Source organism: Thermoflexus hugenholtzii JAD2 (assembly GCF_900187885.1).
GTDB classification, from domain to species: domain Bacteria; phylum Chloroflexota; class Anaerolineae; order Thermoflexales; family Thermoflexaceae; genus Thermoflexus; species Thermoflexus hugenholtzii.
In genome coordinates this window covers 366,248-382,904 of sequence record NZ_FYEK01000003.1, presented here as the reverse complement: position 1 = coordinate 382,904, position 16,657 = coordinate 366,248, and the positions used below count along the sequence as shown (strand labels likewise).

17 protein-coding genes are annotated in these 16,657 nt (G+C 68.2%); 8 read left to right on the top strand and 9 right to left on the bottom strand.

Annotation, left to right across the window (positions count from 1 at the left end; translation table 11 throughout):
- The first annotated feature begins 65 nt into the window (after positions 1-65).
- From CFB18_RS02245 to CFB18_RS02230, 4 genes are all read left to right on the top strand, one after another.
- On the top strand, positions 66-485 hold the full coding sequence (locus tag CFB18_RS02245) for a response regulator transcription factor (protein WP_088570170.1): 420 nt from the start codon (positions 66-68) through the stop codon (positions 483-485).
- Positions 486-490: 5 nt separating this feature from the next.
- Positions 491-1,321 carry a competence/damage-inducible protein A gene (locus CFB18_RS02240; RefSeq protein ID WP_088570169.1) on the top strand — a complete coding sequence of 277 codons (831 nt, stop codon included), beginning with the start codon at positions 491-493 and terminating at the stop codon, positions 1,319-1,321.
- Positions 1,322-1,388: 67 nt separating this feature from the next.
- On the top strand, positions 1,389-2,555 hold the full coding sequence (locus tag CFB18_RS02235) for a polyamine ABC transporter substrate-binding protein (RefSeq protein WP_159461532.1): 1,167 nt from the start codon (positions 1,389-1,391) through the stop codon (positions 2,553-2,555).
- A 69-nt stretch (positions 2,556-2,624) separates the two neighbouring features.
- On the top strand, positions 2,625-4,106 hold the full coding sequence (locus tag CFB18_RS02230; protein ID WP_200808035.1) for an aldehyde dehydrogenase family protein: 1,482 nt from the start codon (positions 2,625-2,627) through the stop codon (positions 4,104-4,106).
- Here the strand turns inward: CFB18_RS02230 and CFB18_RS02225 are convergent.
- From CFB18_RS02225 to CFB18_RS02200, 6 genes are all read right to left on the bottom strand, one after another.
- The gene (locus CFB18_RS02225; RefSeq protein WP_159461531.1) at positions 4,076-4,810 is read right to left on the bottom strand and encodes a segregation and condensation protein A; all 735 of its coding nucleotides are present in this window, start codon (positions 4,808-4,810) and stop codon (positions 4,076-4,078) included. The genes CFB18_RS02230 and CFB18_RS02225 overlap by 31 nt on opposite strands.
- Entirely contained in the window at positions 4,807-5,967 is a 1,161-nt protein-coding gene (locus CFB18_RS02220) for a CinA family nicotinamide mononucleotide deamidase-related protein (RefSeq protein ID WP_159461530.1), read from the bottom strand. Before CFB18_RS02220 ends, CFB18_RS02225 begins: the two co-directional genes overlap by 4 nt.
- A gap of 72 nt (positions 5,968-6,039) precedes the next feature.
- Entirely contained in the window at positions 6,040-6,246 is a 207-nt protein-coding gene (locus CFB18_RS02215; RefSeq protein ID WP_088570165.1) for a DUF1858 domain-containing protein, read from the bottom strand.
- The gene (locus CFB18_RS02210) at positions 6,243-7,055 is read right to left on the bottom strand and encodes a Crp/Fnr family transcriptional regulator (protein WP_159461529.1); all 813 of its coding nucleotides are present in this window, start codon (positions 7,053-7,055) and stop codon (positions 6,243-6,245) included. The genes CFB18_RS02215 and CFB18_RS02210 overlap by 4 nt, the downstream gene beginning before the upstream one ends.
- Before the next feature lie 176 nt (positions 7,056-7,231).
- The gene (gene nirK / locus CFB18_RS02205; protein WP_200808034.1) at positions 7,232-8,305 is read right to left on the bottom strand and encodes a copper-containing nitrite reductase; all 1,074 of its coding nucleotides are present in this window, start codon (positions 8,303-8,305) and stop codon (positions 7,232-7,234) included.
- Positions 8,306-8,472: 167 nt separating this feature from the next.
- Positions 8,473-9,543: a DUF8744 domain-containing protein gene (locus CFB18_RS02200; RefSeq protein WP_088570164.1), complete on the bottom strand. Its 1,071-nt coding sequence runs from the start codon at positions 9,541-9,543 to the stop codon at positions 8,473-8,475.
- Positions 9,544-9,709: 166 nt separating this feature from the next.
- Here CFB18_RS02200 and CFB18_RS02195 point away from each other — a divergent pair, with 166 nt between their 5' ends.
- The gene (locus CFB18_RS02195; protein ID WP_088570163.1) at positions 9,710-10,972 is read left to right on the top strand and encodes an NAD(P)/FAD-dependent oxidoreductase; all 1,263 of its coding nucleotides are present in this window, start codon (positions 9,710-9,712) and stop codon (positions 10,970-10,972) included.
- 32 nt (positions 10,973-11,004) lie between these two features.
- Here CFB18_RS02195 and CFB18_RS02190 read toward each other — a convergent pair whose 3' ends face one another.
- The 3 genes from CFB18_RS02190 to CFB18_RS02180 form a co-directional block, all read right to left on the bottom strand.
- The gene (locus CFB18_RS02190) at positions 11,005-11,391 is read right to left on the bottom strand and encodes a DUF488 domain-containing protein (RefSeq protein ID WP_088570162.1); all 387 of its coding nucleotides are present in this window, start codon (positions 11,389-11,391) and stop codon (positions 11,005-11,007) included.
- A gap of 76 nt (positions 11,392-11,467) precedes the next feature.
- On the bottom strand, positions 11,468-12,394 hold the full coding sequence (locus tag CFB18_RS02185; protein WP_088570161.1) for a 2-hydroxy-3-oxopropionate reductase: 927 nt from the start codon (positions 12,392-12,394) through the stop codon (positions 11,468-11,470).
- 34 nt (positions 12,395-12,428) lie between these two features.
- Positions 12,429-12,980 (bottom strand): DUF2726 domain-containing protein, encoded by a 552-nt coding sequence (locus CFB18_RS02180; RefSeq protein WP_088570160.1) that lies wholly within the window; start codon positions 12,978-12,980, stop codon positions 12,429-12,431.
- A 130-nt stretch (positions 12,981-13,110) separates the two neighbouring features.
- Between CFB18_RS02180 and CFB18_RS02175 the strand changes: the two genes are divergently transcribed.
- Genes CFB18_RS02175 through CFB18_RS02165 form a run of 3 tightly spaced genes read left to right on the top strand, consistent with a single transcriptional unit; the run spans position 13,111 to position 16,612 of the window.
- Entirely contained in the window at positions 13,111-14,106 is a 996-nt protein-coding gene (locus CFB18_RS02175) for an acetoacetate decarboxylase family protein (RefSeq protein ID WP_088570159.1), read from the top strand.
- Positions 14,096-15,223, top strand: a complete 1,128-nt coding sequence (locus CFB18_RS02170) for an acyl-CoA dehydrogenase family protein (protein ID WP_088570158.1) — start codon at positions 14,096-14,098, stop codon at positions 15,221-15,223. Before CFB18_RS02175 ends, CFB18_RS02170 begins: the two co-directional genes overlap by 11 nt.
- Positions 15,224-15,250: 27 nt before the next feature.
- A complete protein-coding gene (locus tag CFB18_RS02165) occupies positions 15,251-16,612 on the top strand; it encodes an acyl-CoA dehydrogenase family protein (protein WP_088570157.1) in 1,362 nt (453 codons plus the stop codon).
- Positions 16,613-16,657 lie beyond the last annotated feature (45 nt).

The following is a 16,657-nucleotide window of genomic DNA, read 5'->3' as shown; positions in this document are numbered from 1 at the left end:
GGCCCCGTTTGTCTGAGAGCCGGATTGTGGATAAACTGCATTTAAGCACAGAAGGGGGAGCGAGGATGACCGAAGGGGAGCCCAGAAAGATCCGGATCGTCTGCATCGAGGATGACCAGGACATGATCGACCTGATCCGCCTGATCGTCACCCGGCGGGGCTACGAGCTGGTCGGGTGGGCAACGGGCGGCGTGGAGGGGATCGAGGTCATCCGACGGGAGAAGCCCGATCTCGTCCTGCTGGACCTGATGATGCCGGACATCGATGGCTGGGAAGTCTACCAGCAGATGAAGGCGGACCCCGAGTTGCGCCACATCCCGGTGATCGTGGTCACCGCCCGGGCCCAGAACGTCGATCGCATCCTCGGCCTTCACATCGCCCGCGTCGACGATTATCTCACCAAGCCCTTCGGCCCCTCAGAGCTGATCGCCAGCATCGAGCGGGTGATGAGCCGCTCGGTTCAGACCGAGCCCGGCGAGGAGTGAGCGAGATGCCTGCCCATCCCCCGACGGCGGAGATCCTGGCCATCGGGAACGAGCTGCTGCTGGGGGAGGTTGTCGATACCAACACCGCCTGGCTGTGCCGCTTCTTCACTGGGCTGGGCGGGAAGGTCCAGCGGGCGGTGGTGTTGCCGGACGAGGTGGAGGCCATCGCGGCGGAGCTGCAGGGGGCCCTGCGTCGGGCTCCAGCCCTCGTGTTCACCACCGGTGGGCTGGGCCCCACCGAGGACGACCGAACCTTGGCCGCGGTGGCGATGGCCACCGGGCGGCCGCTGGAGGAGCATCCGGAGGCGCTGCGGATGGTGGCGGCGCGCTACCGGGAGCTGGCGGCCGCCGGTTTCGTCGCGGAGCCCGACCTCACGCCTCCCCGCCGCAAGATGGCCATGCTCCCCCGGGGGGCGATCCCCCTGGCGAACCCCGTGGGGGCCGCCCCGGGGGTCCTCCTGCCTCTGGAACGGACACTCCTCGTCTGTCTCCCCGGCGTCCCCGAAGAGATGAAGGCCATCGTCCAGAGCTCCCTCGCCCCGCATCTGCAGGCCCGCCTGGGGAGGGCCGGGTTTGCGGAGTTACGCCTGCTTACGGATTGTGGGGATGAATCGCGGCTGGCGCCGTTGTTGGGAGAGGTGGGCCGGGCCTTCCCCCACGTCTACATCAAATCCCGGGCCCGGGCCTTCGGACCTCAGGTGCGCATACAGATTTACCTTTCCGCGGCCGCCCCGACGCCGGAGGAGGCGCAGGCCCTGGTGGAGGAAGCCGGACGACATCTGGAGGGACGGCTTGCGGAAGCCGGGGTCTCTGCGGAGCGTCTTCCTGCGATGTGAGGCCCAATCATGGCGCTTTCTGGTGGAAAATCCCCTGCCAACCCTATTATGGAAAGGAGGTGCAGCGATGGGCAAGTGGGCGCGCGGTCTCACGCTCATGGTTCTCCTGGCGATCCTGGTGGCGTGCGGGGCGCCGGCAGCCCCTCCCAATCCCACGACCCCACCGACTTCTCCTCCGACGGCTCCTGCCACAGAGGCTCCTCCTGCGACCGGGCCGGCGGCCGCTGAGGATTCGTGCGGAGATCGCTCTCGTCTCTCCAAGCAGCTGTATCTGTTCAACTGGCCCGATTACATCGCCCAGGAGGTTCTGGAGCGGTTCGAGCGGGAGTGCGGGGTCAAGGTCATCGTCGACACCTACGACTCCAATGAGACCCTGCTGGCCAAGCTGCAGGCCGGCGCCACCGGTTACGATGTCATCGTGCCTTCGGACTACATGGTCTCCATCATGATCAAGGAGGGCATGCTGGCCGAGCTGGACAAGAACAACCTTCCCAACCTCAAGCACATCGATCCGGCCTATCTGGGCCTTTATTTCGACCCGGAGAACAAATACACGGTGCCCTATATGTGGGGCACCTCCGGGTTCATGTATGACACCGCGGCGGTCCAGCGCGAGCTCAAGAGCTGGAAGGATCTCTTCGAGCCAGCTCCGGACATCCAGGGGAAGATCGCCATGCTGAAGGACGAGCGGGAGGTGATCGGGGCGGCCCTCAAGTATCTGGGCTTCTCCATGAACACCACGAACCCGGAGGAGCTCCAGAAGGCCAAGGAGGTCCTGCTCCGCCAGAAGCCCTACGTGAAGGCCTACACCAGCGACACCACCCGGGATCTCCTGGTGGCCGGCGAGGTCGTCGTGGCGCACATCTGGACCGGCGACGCCATCCGGGCCCGCGACGCCAAGCCGACGCTGAAATACGTGATCCCTGAGGAGGGCTGCACCATCTGGCAGGACAACCTGGCCATCCCGAAGACCTCCAAAAACAAATACACGGCCGAGGTGTTCATCAACTTCCTGATGCGGCCGGACATCGCGGCCATCAACGCGAACACCATCAAATTCGGCAGCCCGAACCGCACGGCCGTCCAGCAGCGGTTGATCGACCCCACGCTCCTCAACGACCCGGGGATCTATCCGCCGGACGAGCTGAAGCGGAAGATGGAGTGGCTGATCGACGTAGGGGAGGCGATCGAGCTGTATGACCGGATCTGGACCGAACTGGGCGTGGAGCAGTGAGGCGGGCTGGAAGGGCGGGGGATCGTCCCAGATCCTCCGCCCCTTATTGTCGGAGAGGAGGGATTGTCCATGAAGCCGATGTGGATCGGAGGGGAGTGGACGGCGGGGGCCGCAGCGGGGGAGATCCCTGTGCAGGACCCGGCGACGGAGGAGGTGCTGGAGACGGTGCCCCGGGGGACAGCCCGGGATGTAGAGGCGGCGGTGACCGCTGCCCGCCACGCCTTTGACTCTTGGCGTCGCGTCCCCGCTGCGACCCGGGCGGAGATGCTCCACGAGATCGCCCGCAAGATCCGGGCGCACCAGGAGGAGCTGATCCGACTGCTCACCCTGGAGGAAGGCAAGCCGTGGCCGGAGAACGAGGAAGAGATCCTCTGGTCGGCGAACACTTTTGATTACTACGCGGAGCTCGCCCGTCATGAGCGGGGCCGGGTGATCCCCTCACCGGAGCCCGGTCAGCTCAGCCTGGTGCTCAAGGAACCTTATGGTGTGGTGGGATGCATCGTCCCATGGAACTACCCCATCCTCCTGATGGCCTGGAAGGTCGCGCCGGCCCTGGCCGCCGGCAACACGGTGGTCGTCAAGCCCTCCGAGCTCACCCCCCTGACCACGCTGCGCTTGGCCGAGGTGGCGATGGATCATCTCCCGCCGGGCGTGGTGAACATCGTGACGGGATACGGGCCGGAGGTCGGCGAGCCGCTGGTGACGCATCCGGAGGTCCCGGTCATCGCCTTCACCGGATCTCTGGCGACCGGCCAGCGGATCGCCGCCCTGGCCGCCCCGATGATGAAAAAGCTCCACCTGGAGCTGGGCGGCAAGGATCCTTTCGTAGTCGGGCCGGACGCGCCGCTGGAGCTCGCCGTGAAGGCCCTGGCGTATGCGGCCCTGATCAACGCCGGCCAGGTCTGCACCAGCACGGAACGGGTGTATGTGCCGGCTTCGATTTACCATCGGTTCGCTGAGGAGATCGCTTCTTTTGTCAGCACCCTGCGCCTGGGCCACGGCCTGGACCCGCAAACGGACATCGGGCCGATGGCGGGGCCCTCCTATCGGGCGAAGGTGGAGGATCATGTGGCCGATGCCCTGGCGCGGGGGGCTCATGCCCTCACTGGGGCGCGCCGGCCCCCTCACCTGCCCCGCGGTTTCTTCTATGAGCCCACGGTGCTGGTGGATGTGGATCACACGATGAAGATCATGCGCGAGGAGACCTTCGGGCCCGTCATCCCTCTGATGCCCTACCGGACCTTCGATGAGGCCATTGCGCTGTGCAACGATAACCCCTATGGGCTCGGCGCCTGCCTGATGAGCCACGATCCCCGTCTGATCCGCCGCTTCTATGAGGAGGTGAAGGCGGGCACGGTTTGGATCAACGATCCCCTCACGGATAACTACGCCGGGCCGTTCGGGGGCATGAAGCTCAGCGGGATCGGCCGGGAGCTGGGCCTGGAGGGGCTGGAGGAGTTCCGGGAGACCAAGCACGTCCACTGGGACATCGAGGGCGGGGAGAAACCCTGGTGGTTCCCCTATGGGCGCTCCGGGAAGGGCTCGATGTAGATCTCATCGAACAGCCGGCTCTGATAGGCCACCACCCGGCGCTGCTTCAACAGCTCCAGCAGCCCCAGGAAGAAGGCGATGCCCTCGTAACGGTTTCCCGCCGCCCGCAGCAGCCCGGTGAAGGCTACCCGCTTTCCTTCCCGCACCGCCTCCAGGATCCGCTCCATGGCCTCCTGGATCGTCAGGCGATACGCGGGAAGGAACGCCTCCACCGGGGCCGCTTCGCCCGCCGGGCGCAGGGCCTGGCGGGCCAGCCGGAGGAGATCCTCCAGGGTGATGCCCTCCAGGCCGGTCCCGGGGACCTCGGGCCGGGGCGGCGGCGCGGTCCGGCCGTAGGCGGTGAACCCCTCTCGCTCCCGCAGCCGGCGGGCCAGCTCCCGGAAGAGGCGATAAGCCTTGAGCTGCTCCACCAGCGCTTCTCCCACATCCTCCTCGGCCTCATCCGGCTCCGGTGGGCGAGGGAGGAGCAGGGAGGACTTGATGTAAAGGAGCTTGGCGGCGATCACCAGATATTCTGCCAGCTGGTCCAGGGTCAGCGCCTGCAGGATGGTAACGTATTCCAGATACTGTTCGGTGACCTGGGCCAGGGAGACCTGGGTGATATCCAGGTCGTTCCGCTCGATCAGGTACAGGAGGAGATCGAGCGGGCCCTCGAAGACGGGCAGGCGCACCGGGGGCAGCGTCGGACGGAACGGGAGTGTCATGGCCCCTCCCGGAGCCAGCGCCAGAGCAGGCCCATCGCCGCGTGCGCGGCCCATTCGGCTGCATGGGGGAGCGGGCCGCGATGGCCGCGCCGGACGCTTCGGGAACCCTCCGGGGCCGCCAGGGCCACGGTGATCTGAAAGCTCTCGGCTTCGGGGAGGACCTCCGCCGCCAGCCCGAAGGTGGTCCCGGCCTGACGTCGAATGGCCTCGGCGGCGTGCTCCGGGGCGGTGGCCAGCCGGGCGCGGACCTCACCGATCCGGAAGACCTCGCTTTCAGGATCCACCGCCGCGAGGCGCCCCCCCAGCATCCCCAGGGTGCCCCGCTCCAGCGTGGCGACGGTCGCCCCGCGGGCCCGAAGGGCGGCGATCACCGCCTCCTCCGGCGCCTGGTGGCCCTCCCCGAAAACCGCCCAGCCCAGGCGTTCCCGGACCCGGCGGACGGCCTCCTCGGCCCGGGCGGCGGCTTCCTCCGGGGTGGATCCCCGGGCCTGGATGCGGATGTCCACCATCCCCGGATGGGCGTTCAACCCCACTTGCGGGTTCTCGCCCCGAAGCAGATCCTGCAGCCGCTCATCGATCCAGCTTTCCCCCAACCCGATGGTGCGCACCACCCGCCAGGCCAACGCCTCCGCGGGAGGGAACCGCTCCCGAAGGTAAGGGACCACCGTGTCCGAAAGCATCCGCTCCAGCTCCCGGGGGACGCCCGGGAGGGCGAAGAGGAGGCGGCCGTTGGTCTCAACCAGGAACCCGGGGGCGGTGCCGATGGGATTGGGAATGACGCGAGAGCCCTCCGGCCGGAAGGCCTGGCGCCGGTTGTTCTCGGGCATGGACACCCCGAAGGCCTGGAAGCGGGCCCGGATGACCTCCAGCAGCTCCGGGTCGAAGATCAGGGGACGCCCCAGGGCCTCCGCCACCGCCTCCCGGGTCACATCGTCGGCCGTGGGCCCCAGCCCCCCACTGATCACGAGGATCTCGCTACGGGCCAGCGCCGCCCGGATGGCTGCCACCATGCGGGGGAGATCATCTCCCACCACCGTGATCTGGACCAGGGGGATGGAGAGGGGCTGCAGGGCGCGGGCGATGCGCGCCGAGTTCGTGTCGACCACATCCCCGCTGAGCAGCTCCGTGCCGGTTGCCAGCACCTCGGCCTGGGGCATAACGGACCTCCGATGCGCGGCTTCGGAGAAGATTCTACTATTCGGCGCGGAGGCCGGCATGGAGGCAGAATGTCAGCGTGAGGAACCGCCTCCTTCCTGCTCCTCGAGCTCCCGGATCAGCGTTTCGATGTCGATCCCATACACCCGGGCGGCGTCGGCCAGCGTCTCCAGGCCGGCCAGGGCGCACACCGGGCACCACATCCCCCAGCGGATCAGGACCTCCCGAGATCGGGGGTAGCGCGCCAGGAGCTCCTCAATGGACCAGTCCTCCCGGATCATTCCGTCCTCCCCGGGCGTGTTCCCCTTCGATCATCGACGGTCTTTCCTTCCCCTACCTTGCGCCCGGTCAAGGCAAGGGGAGGCTCTCGAGGCTCTAGCTCCTCCGCCAGGGCGACCAGGGCGTGGGGCTCTCGCAGCACGATCCGGCGTCGGCCCAGGCGCACCCAGCCGGCCCGCTGCCAGCGGTTGAGCAACCGGCTCACGGTGTGCAGGCGAGTCCCGCACAGCTCCGCCAGCTCCTCCCGGCTCAGGGGCATTGCCACAGCGATCCCTTCTTCCGTGCGCTGCCCCAGCCGGCTGGCCAGCCGCACCAGCACCCGGGCCAGCCGGCGCTCCACCCGGAGGATGCTGACCTCCAGCAGCCGCCGATGCGTCTCGTGCAGCCGCTCCGCCAGCACCCGCAGGAGCCGCAGGGCGACCTCCGGGTGGCGGAGCAGGAACCCGCGCAGGGCCTCCCCGGGGAGCCAGAGGGCCCGGGCGGGGGAGACCGCCTGGGCGGAGGCCGGGTAGGGCGAATCCGCGAACATCGCGATCAGGCCCAGCGGCTCCCCGGGTCCAGCCACCTGAGCCACCACCTCCTGTCCGCTGACGTCCGTCTGGACGACCTTCACATAGCCCTCAAGGAGCAAATAAACCCCTTCTGCCGGATCCCCCTCCAGGAACAGGAAGCGGCCAGCGGGGCATTTCCGTTCCACTCCCATATGGATCAGCGCCCGCAGGCTCTCGCGCGGCACGCCGCGGAAAAGCGGATATCCGCTCAAGACCTCCAGGAGCTCTCCTTCCGTCGTCCCGGGCCGCCTCTGTTCCATCCGCCTCTCCGGATCCGGGATCCACCTGCCGGTGAACAAGGGAAGGCCTTTCCCGCCTTGCCTTCTTATTTTGCTGCATTCGGAGCATGCGGGCGCAGGGGATCGCTGGGGCTGCGCGCATTCAGGGGCTGGGAGACCCAGAAGCGATCTCCCAGCCCCCCATCTTGGCCCATCCCTTAGTGCCCGGAGTTGCCGGACGGAATGCCCTGGAACAAATCCGGCCGCTCGGGGCCTTCTACGGTCAGGTATCCGGACAGCCCCCGCAGCATCCGCCATAACGCGTGATCCACCAGCACGTAGCGGCCGGGGACTTCGGTGGTGAGCTCGAAGACCGCTGCCGAGCCCGGCGGCACATAAACGGTCTCTTCGTTCGCCACCAAGGTGTCCGGCGAGCCTACATATACCCGGTCGAAGATCTCCCCGATGATGTGGAAGTTCGAGCCGACGTTCGGGCCGCCCACCCCGAAGAAGAGCCGGATCCGTTCGCCGGTCCGCGCCTGCAGGGGGTGGAGGTCAGTGAGGGCCTTCACGTGGCCGTTGAAGGTGAAATATTCCGGGCGCTCCGCCTGGGCCTTAGCGGAGTCGAAGGAGGCCAGGCCCGGCTGGCCGAAGGGGAGGGAGGTATACCACTCGCCTTGCACGACGTAGAACTCCCGGTCGGCCGGCGGGAGACCCCCCTTCGGCTCCACCACGATGATCCCATACATGCCCATCCCGATGTGCAGTGGGGCTGGCGGATAGGCGCAGTGGTAGATATACGCGCCGGGCTTCAGGGCCTTGAAGACCAGGGTCTTGGTCTCCCCCGGCGCCACGGTGGTGACCGTCGCTCCGCCGCCCGGGCCGGTGACCGCGTGCAGATCGATGTTGTGGGAGACGTGGTTCTCCGGAGGGTTCACCAGGTGGAGGACCACCGTGTCCCCCTCCATCACCCGGATCATCGGGCCGGGCACCGTCCCGTCGAAGGTCCAGAAGGGGAAGGTCACCCCGTCGGTCAGCTCCGCCACCACTTCCTTCACAGTGAGGGTGACCTCCACCGTGGTGGGCTCCGTGCGCCGGATCGGGGGCGGCACGTCCGCCGGATCCCGGACCACCCGGACTTTCGGCCCGCCCGGGGTGGGCGTAGGATGCACATGGGTTTCTGAAGAGACTGCGGGAGACGGGGTGGGCACGGCGGGCGCAGCCGCCATGGTCGTGCACGCCGTCAGGGCCATCATCAGCGCGCCGATCAGGAGCCATCGGGCTGGAACCATCATTCACCTCCGCAAAGGGATTCCGGCCCGATCTTCCCCGAGCCCAATGGCCTCCTCGTTGACTTTACCCAACGTTCCGGTGTGACAGGCGTCATCGATCTGACGGTTTCGATCACGCGTTCCGGGTGACAAAGCTCACCCCGAAGCGATGCGTTTTGGTCGTCCCTCTAAGCGGAATTTGGAGAAGGCGCGCGGCGTCCGGCCCGGAGGGCCCGGGCGATGAGGAGCAGGAAGATCAGGATGGCCAGGCCGTTCAGCAGCCCGCCGATACGCCGGGTGTCCGGCCATCCGCCGAGATCCCCGCCGAGGCGGAGCAGGAGCGAGGGGTGAAGGATCGCAAGGGGGAAATAGAAGGCAATGGAGAAGGGGAGGCGCACCCGCAACACGGCCGGGAAGATGATCAGGGCGTGGCCGAAGATCATCGAGAACACGAAGCCGATGAGGAGGGCGTGCACTCGCGCATCGTAAAGGGGTCCAGCCGTCGCCTCGCCGGGGAGCCATTCCAGGGCCCCGCTGATCCCCAGCCAGGCGTAGCCGGCCAGCATGCACACGGCCACGTAACGGACCAGGCCGCGCTGGCGGACAGTGCGCCGGGCGATGTCGTAACGGGCCAGCCAGGCGGCCAGGACCAGCCATCCCAGCCCCAGCGCCCGCCGGCCCCACATCGGCTGGATCTCCCCCAGCGCCAGCCCCAGCAGGACGCATGCCAGGCCGGCCCCGAACAGGCTCGCCATCCCTCGCCCACGGGGGATCAGGCGGGCGAGCTCCAGTCGCTCCCCAAAAATGGTCAGCACAAGGAAAGCGGTCCACCATGGGACGGCGGGGGCGGGGGTCCCGCGGACGAGCCAGATCGCCTGGCCGATGCCCCACAGCGCCGCACCGATCCCCAGCACCCGGATGGAGGGATCGGGATGCCGGCGGGCGGCATCGCCGAAGAAGAGGATGAGGACGATGGCGCTGCCCAGGAACAGGAGCGCGCTCCCAGCTGTCGGACGGCCCAGGAGCAGGGTGAGGCTGCCCAGGGCGGCCAGAAGGGGAGCCGCCCAGGACCAGCGGGGGCCGACGACCGCCCGCTCCAGGGCGATCAGGGTGCCCAGGAACCCGGAGATCATGAGCGCCCCATGCGCGCCTGGCCAGGCCGGGTTCGGCCGGGGGAACGCCCACCCCATCCGGATCCACCCGGCCCAGATCCCCACCCCCAGGGAGAGAAGCGCAACGAGCATGAACGGGAACCGCATCCGCAGTGGCATCCTGACTCTTCACCCGGGATCAAATCTTAGAAGCTTGCCGGCTCCGGAAGCACGGTTGCGCTGATGTTTTACCTCCGATCGGCGGAGCTCGCTTTGCGCGCGCGCAAAGAGGCTCAGGATTCGACCGCTCAGAATCCCGGAAGGGAGGTCATCTATGGGAAAGCGCAGGCGACCACGGATCGTGGTGGTGGGGGCAGGGTTCGGCGGGTTGTGGGCCGTGCGGACCCTCGCCTTTGAGCCGGTGGAGGTGCTGCTGGTAGACCGCCGGAACCACCACACGTTTTTCCCCTTGCTCTATCAGGTGGCGGCCGCCGAGATCGAGCCCGAGGCCATCGCTTTCCCCATTCGAGGGCTCCTGCGGCGCTTTCCCAACGTGGCCTTCGAGATGGCGGAGGTGCGGGGGATCGATCCGGCCGCCCGCCGGCTGGAGACCGACGGCCCGCCCATCGATTACGACTTCCTGATCCTGGCTCCCGGGAGCCTGGCGCACACCTTCGGCGTCCCCGGAGTCGCCGAGCACGCCTTCTTCCTCAAGGACCTGGATCAGGCCGTCGCCCTGCGTAATCACATCCTGTCGGTCTTCGAGCGGGCGGCCCGGGAGCCGGATCCGCTCCGCCGGCGGCGTCTGCTGACCTTCGTGATCGTGGGCGGCGGCCCCACCGGCGTGGAGTTCGCAGGCGCCCTCGCCGAGCTCATCGCGCGCCCGCTGCGCCGGGATTTCCCCACCCTGGACTTCCGGGAGGTCCGCGTGCTCCTCCTCGAGGCGATGGCGGAGGTGCTCCCCGGGTTGCCGGCGGTCCTTTCCGCTTATGCGCGGGAGCGGCTTCGTCATTTGGGCGTAGAGGTGCGGCGGCGCGCTCCCGTGGCCGCGGTGGGACCCGATCGGGTGCGCCTGCAGGATGGGGAAGCAATCGAGACGGCCACCGTGGTGTGGACGGCCGGCGTGCGCGGGCATCCCCTGGGGGCGGCCCTGGGGCTTCCCCTCGGGCCAGGGGAGCGGGTGCCGGTGACCCCTGCCCTCCAGGTGCCCGGCCATCCGGAGATCTACGTGGTGGGAGATCTGGCGCTCCCGGAAGGGCCGGGGAAGCTGCCTATGGTCGCGCCGGTGGCCATCCAGCAAGGAACCCTCGCCGCGCGGAACATCCTGCGCGCCCTGAAGGGCCGCCCGTCGCTCCCTTTCCGGTATCGGGATCCGGGGACGTTGGTGACCATCGGGCGGAACGCCGCCGTCGCCCATGTGTTCGGGCGCGCCTTCACCGGCTTCGCGGCCTGGTTGCTCTGGCTGGGGGTCCATCTCATCCGCCTGATCGGGATGCGGAACCGGCTGGTGGTGCTCTCCGGCTGGGCATGGGATTATCTGTTCTACGAACGGGTGGTGCGATTGATCCTCCCCTCGCTGCCCGTAAGGGGCAAATAGAGTTCGGACCTCAACTCAAGCGAACGAAGACGTTATAGGCCTGAGGCCTGGAGCGAAGGATCGTTGGGCTCTGTCAGCTTTCCCTCGAGAAACTCCCGGAGGGCCACGGCGTTGTTGTAGGAGGTGTCGCGGGCGCTGAAGAGCAGAGTGACATTGCCGGCGCGGGCGGCCTCCCGCAACGGCTGCCAGGCTTCAGGATGCGCCTCCAGCTCCGCGAAGTAGCGCCGCCGGAACTCCTCCCACTTCTTCGGATCGTGGCCGAACCACCGCCGCAGCCGGTCGCTGGGCGCCACCTCCCGCAGCCAGCCGTCCATCCGCAGGGCCTCCTTCTTGACCCCTCGCGGCCACAGCCGATCCATCAGGAACCGCCTCCCGTCATCCGGCTCCGCGGGATCATAGACCCGCTTCACTTTGATCATCGCTCCTCCTTTGCTGACGAAGGGCACTCTCCCTGAGGGCTATGAGGTCAGGGGAGGGCAGGGATCTGCCCGGACCTTATGGCCTGGCGGACCTCTCAGGAGGTGGCGCTTCCGGGTGGGGGCGCACCTGGGTCTGGGCCCACTCCTCCACCAGCGTGACCAGCGCGGCGTGATCCAGATCGCCATGTCCGCGCGTCACCAGCGCCCCCAGCCATTCGTGGACCAGCGCGGTGAGGGGCAGGCTGGCTCCTACTGCCCGGCCCAGACCCAGGGCGATCCGCAGATCCTTGTGGTGCAGGCGGATCCGGAACCCCGGGCGGAAGTTCCGCTCCAGGATCCGCTGGCCGTGGACTTCCAGGATGCGGCTGCCGGCGAAGCCCCCCAGGAGCGCCTGGCGCACCTTCGCCGGATCCACCCCGGCTTTGGCCGCCAGCACCAGGGCCTCGCTGATGGCGGCGATGGTCAACGCCACCACCACCTGGTTGGCCGCCTTCGTGACCTGACCCGCGCCGGATTCCCCCATATAGATAATGTTCCGGCCCATCGCCTGCAGGATGGGCAGGCAGCGCTCGAAGGCCGCCGCATCCCCTCCCACCATAATGGAGAGCGTCCCCTGGATTGCCCCGATCTCCCCCCCGGAGACCGGCGCGTCCAGCATCACGATGCCCCGCTCCGCGGCCCGCGCCGCCAGGCGCCGCGCGGCCATCGGATCGATGGTGCTCATGTCGATCACGATCAGGCCCGGCCGTCCGCCCTCGAAGACCCCGTCGGGCCCGTCTAACACCTGCTCCACCTCCGGGGTGTCCGGCAGCATGGTGATGACCACATCGCTGCGTTGGGCGACCTCCCGGGGGGAGCCGGCCGGCTCCGCCCCCTCTGCCGCCAGCTCCTCCATGGGGGGACGGCTGCGGTTGTAGACCACCAGCGGATAGCCCGCCTTCAGCAGATTGCGAGCCATGGGCTTGCCCATCACCCCCAGGCCGATGAACCCAATGCGTTCCATGGTGGCCTCCGATAGGTCGATAAGAGGTCCCCGCTCAGTTCTGGGATTCTCGAGCGGCGTTCAGGGTGGCGCTCACCCGTGTGGCGATCTCTTCCACGTCCCAGCGCTCGCTCATGCTCCAGCGGAGCAGGGGTAGGCCTGCGGCCCGAAACAGCGCCTCCTTGCGGCGATCCCGCTCCCGCCGGGTGGGACTGTGATGCGTGCTGTCGTCCAACTCAATCCCACAGACCGGTTCCCAGGAGCGTGGATGCACCAGGAGGAAATCCACCTCGCCGTTCTCCAGCATGGTATACATCTCGTGGGGAAGATGTTCGATGCGGCGGAACACGCGATGAAGGGGCACCCTGGGGAGGATCACCCAGCGATCGCCGACGGCCCGCTTCAGCGCCCAGTAGAAGGCAGCCTCGGCGTCTGAGAGCATCCGTCGGATCTGCAAGGAGCCCTCCTGGAGAGCCTCGGGTCTCTCCACAACCTGCGCCGGCGTCTTCCTCTGCACGGACGAGTTCAACAGCCACCCGGCGGCGAGGGCCAGGACGAGGCCCAGCCCGCATGCTGCAGCGATCAGGATCCCTCCCAGCTGCTCCATGATCCGGCTCCTTCCTGCTGATCGCCCTGAGGGCCCCGAAGCGCGGATGTAACGATTTCGGCCAGAATTATAACAGAATAGAGCGTCGTTTCCGAGCTTTCTCCCCCAGCACACCAGAGGGAGGCTGGCGATGGGACGCAGGGGATGGTGGCTTGCGGGGATGGGCGTTGCCGCCCTGGGGTATGTGGGCGTGCGAGGCCTTCGGGCGCTCCTCGGCTGGAGGCCGGACGCGGCGGAGGAGTTCCTCCGCTGGACCGGACCCACCGCCACCGGGATCGATGTGGGCTCCGGCCGGGTTGACCTTCCGATCTTCTACTATCGGGATGATAGCTTCCTGGGGATCTTCACCGCCGATCGGGAGGCGGTGCGGGCGTTGCTCCCTTCCGACCGCCTTCACCCGGTGGTGACCCCCGGCGGCCGGGCGCTGGTGGGGATCGCCGCTTTCCATTACATCCACACCACCATCGGCCCGTATGGGGAGGTGGCCATCGCCCTCCTGTGCACCTATGGACGGCCCGCCCCGCCCGGGCTCCCGGTGCTCCTGGAAAGCCGCTTCCCGGGGTGGGGGGCCTTCATCCTCCATCTGCCGGTGACCACCCGCATCGCCCGGGACGCCGGACGGGTGATCTATGGCTACGCCAAGTTCCTCGCCGATATGGACTTCGAGAAAACCCCGGCCTTCCAGCGGGTGCGCCTCAGCGAGGGCGGCCGTCATATCCTCACCCTGACGGTCCGTTCCAGCGGGCTGGTGATCCGGGACCTGCGTCCGCTGGTGACCTTCAGCGTCCGCAACGGCGCGCTGATCCGCACCACCATCCCGGTCTACGCGGTCTACCAGCTGGGCCTGCGCCCGGGATCCGGCACGCTGATCCTGGGCGATCACCCGGTGGCAGATCAGCTCCGGAGCCTAAGTCTTTCCCCCGTGGCTGTAGCGACGAAGAATTACCTGGTCCGCTACGCCATCCTCCCCGCCGGGGAGGCCATCGACTCGGCAGCGCGGCCGCACGCGCCGTATCCGGGGGAGGATCGTCCCGTGGCCCGTCTCACGGTTCGCTATGGGGAAGCCGCCACGCCGGTGATCATCCATTCCCCTTCGGAAGATCCGGGAGGGATCCGTGAGCGTTGAAGAAGAGGCGCGGCTTCTGGAGGTCGCGCTCCGCCGCTTTCTCCAGCGGCTGGAGGCCGAGGATCCGGAGGCGGATCCGGCGCGCCGAGAGGCCCTTCTAAAAGAGGCGGAGGCGATCGGTCTGTTGGCGGATCCGGATCCTGAGGCGCCGGGCTTCACAACGGGCATCTGGGGGCGCTGGACATGGACGGAACGCCTCGGCCTCTCCCTGCATGCGCTGGCTCGGCTGGGCGAGGCCTGTGCGGGGTTCGCCCTCGCCCTCCACGCCCAGGGGATCGCCTGCGCGGCCCTGGAGGGCGCCCGGTTCTTCCCCCGGGGCGCCCGGCTGACCCTGGGCGGACTGCTGGCCGATGGGATCTCCCCGAGCCCCTTCGCAGGAGAGGAGGAGGATGGGCTGCGCCTCACCGGGCCGCATGACCGTCTCCTTCTGGAAGGTCGCTCCTGGTTTCTGATCTCGGCCGGCCCTCCCCAGGGCCTCCTGCTCTTCGCCCGCGCTGCGGAGGATTCTTCCTGGGCGCTGATCACCCTCCCCGCAGATCTCCCGGGGGTCCGGCTCGAACCCCTCCCCGAGCGCCTGGGGCTTCGGGCGGCGTGGATGGGCCATCTGCAGGCGGACGGGGTTCTCATCGCGCGAGAGGGTGCCGCCCGCATCCTCGCCCGGGGAGAGGAAGCCCATCGGCGTCTGCGGCGGCTCCTTGCCCTGGACTGGCTGGGCCATGCGGCCATCGCCCTGGGGGTCGCCCGACGATCCTTGGATCAAGCGCGGGCATACGCCCGAACCCGCTATCAGGGGGGACGCCGGATCATCGCCCATGGGCCGGTGCGCAGCCTGCTGGGGACGGCGGCCGCGGATGTGATGACCCTGGAGCTCCTGCTGAAGGCCCACGCGGAGCAGCCCCTGTCGGCGCTGTCGGAGGATGTCCTGGAGCGCTGGGCCGCCGTCGCCAAGCTGGCCATCGCCGAGCACGCCTGGCGGGCGGTCTCGAACAGCCTGCAGGTGATGGGCGGATACGGCTACATGGAGGACCACGGCCTGGCTGGACGCCTGCGGGATGTCTCCACCCTGCGCGTGCTCCACGGGTCGCCCGACCGGATCCGGTTGTGCTACGCCGAGTGATCTTTTTTCTGAGGAACAGGAGGCGCGATGCATCCGGAGCTGCTCGATTCCATCCAGCGCCTGAAGCCCTTGGGGCGCTGGCTGTATGACGGTTCCACGGAAACCCTGTGGGAGCGGGACACCCGCACGCTGCCCCGGGATCTGCAGCGGCGTCGCCGGGCCTACCGCCGCTTCGCGGAGCAGTTCATTGCGCCCCTCGCCCGGGAGGCGGATCGAGATCCAGAAGGGGTGGATCTCGGGCCGCTGTATCGGGAGGCCGGCCGTCGGGGTTTCCTCTCCGAGGCCGCGCCGTGGCCCATCGGGGCCATGCCCTGGCGGGCGATCCCCGGGCGGCATATCTTCCACTTCGCCTTGAAAGCGGAGGAGTTCTGCGCCGCCTGCGGGGGCATCGGGCTGGCGTTACTGTTCCACGACCTGGGGATGGCCCCGCTGTTGCTCTGCGGCGACTTGGGGGTCTGGCGCCGGTGGCTGTGGCCGATCTGCCGCGCCAACCGGCGCGGGGAGATCCGCTTGGTCGCTTATGCCATCACCGAGCCGGAGGCGGGCTCCGATGTGGAGGAGAGCGAGGGCGCCACCTCCGCCCGCTTCTGCACCGTCGCCCGCAAGGTTCGCGGGGGCTATGTGATCCAGGGCCAGAAGGTCTTCATCTCCGGCGGAAGCCGCGCGGACTACGTGGTGGTGTTCGCGGTGCTGGAGCGGGAGGACGGCCAACCGCCGCGGGTGGATCGGGATTTCACCGCCTTCATCGTTGAGCGGGGACGGGAAGGGTTCCGGACCGGGCGACGGGAGCGCAAGCTGGGCCAGCGGGCCTGCGATGCCACCCAGTTGTTCTTCGACCAGGTGTTCGTCCCGGAGACCCATCGCATCGGGCCGGAGCGCTCGGGCTGGGCTCTGAACCGAAACGTCCTCAATTACTCGCGGGCGGTGGTGGGGGCCATCGCCCTGGGGATCGCCCGTGGGGCGGTGGAGGCCGCCACCCGCTTCGCCCGGGAAACCCGCCTGGGGAACCGCCCCCTCTTGGCCTATCCGGAAGTTCAGGTCGCTCTGGCCGAGCTGTGGGCCCTGACGATGGCCATGCGGGCCATGGTCTGGCAGAGCGCCCGGTATCGACGCCCCGTTCAGGGGATCGCCGCCGCCACCAAAGCCCTGTGCGCCGATCTCGGGGTGTATATCACCACCCGCGCGCTGGACCTGATGGGGGACTGGGGCTACATGCCGGCCTGGGGGGTGGAGAAGGCCCTGCGGGACGTCCGGCTGAACCCGATCTACGAAGGCACCAACCAGATCAACATGCTGGCCCTGGTGGAATCCTTCTGGGCCTCGGATCTGGCCGGCGTCCCTTACCCCCAGATCCCCTCTGAAGATCGCTCATTCGGCCGGAGCCGCTGATCAAAAGCGGAAGATCTTCACGTTATCCGAACACGTTCGATCGGG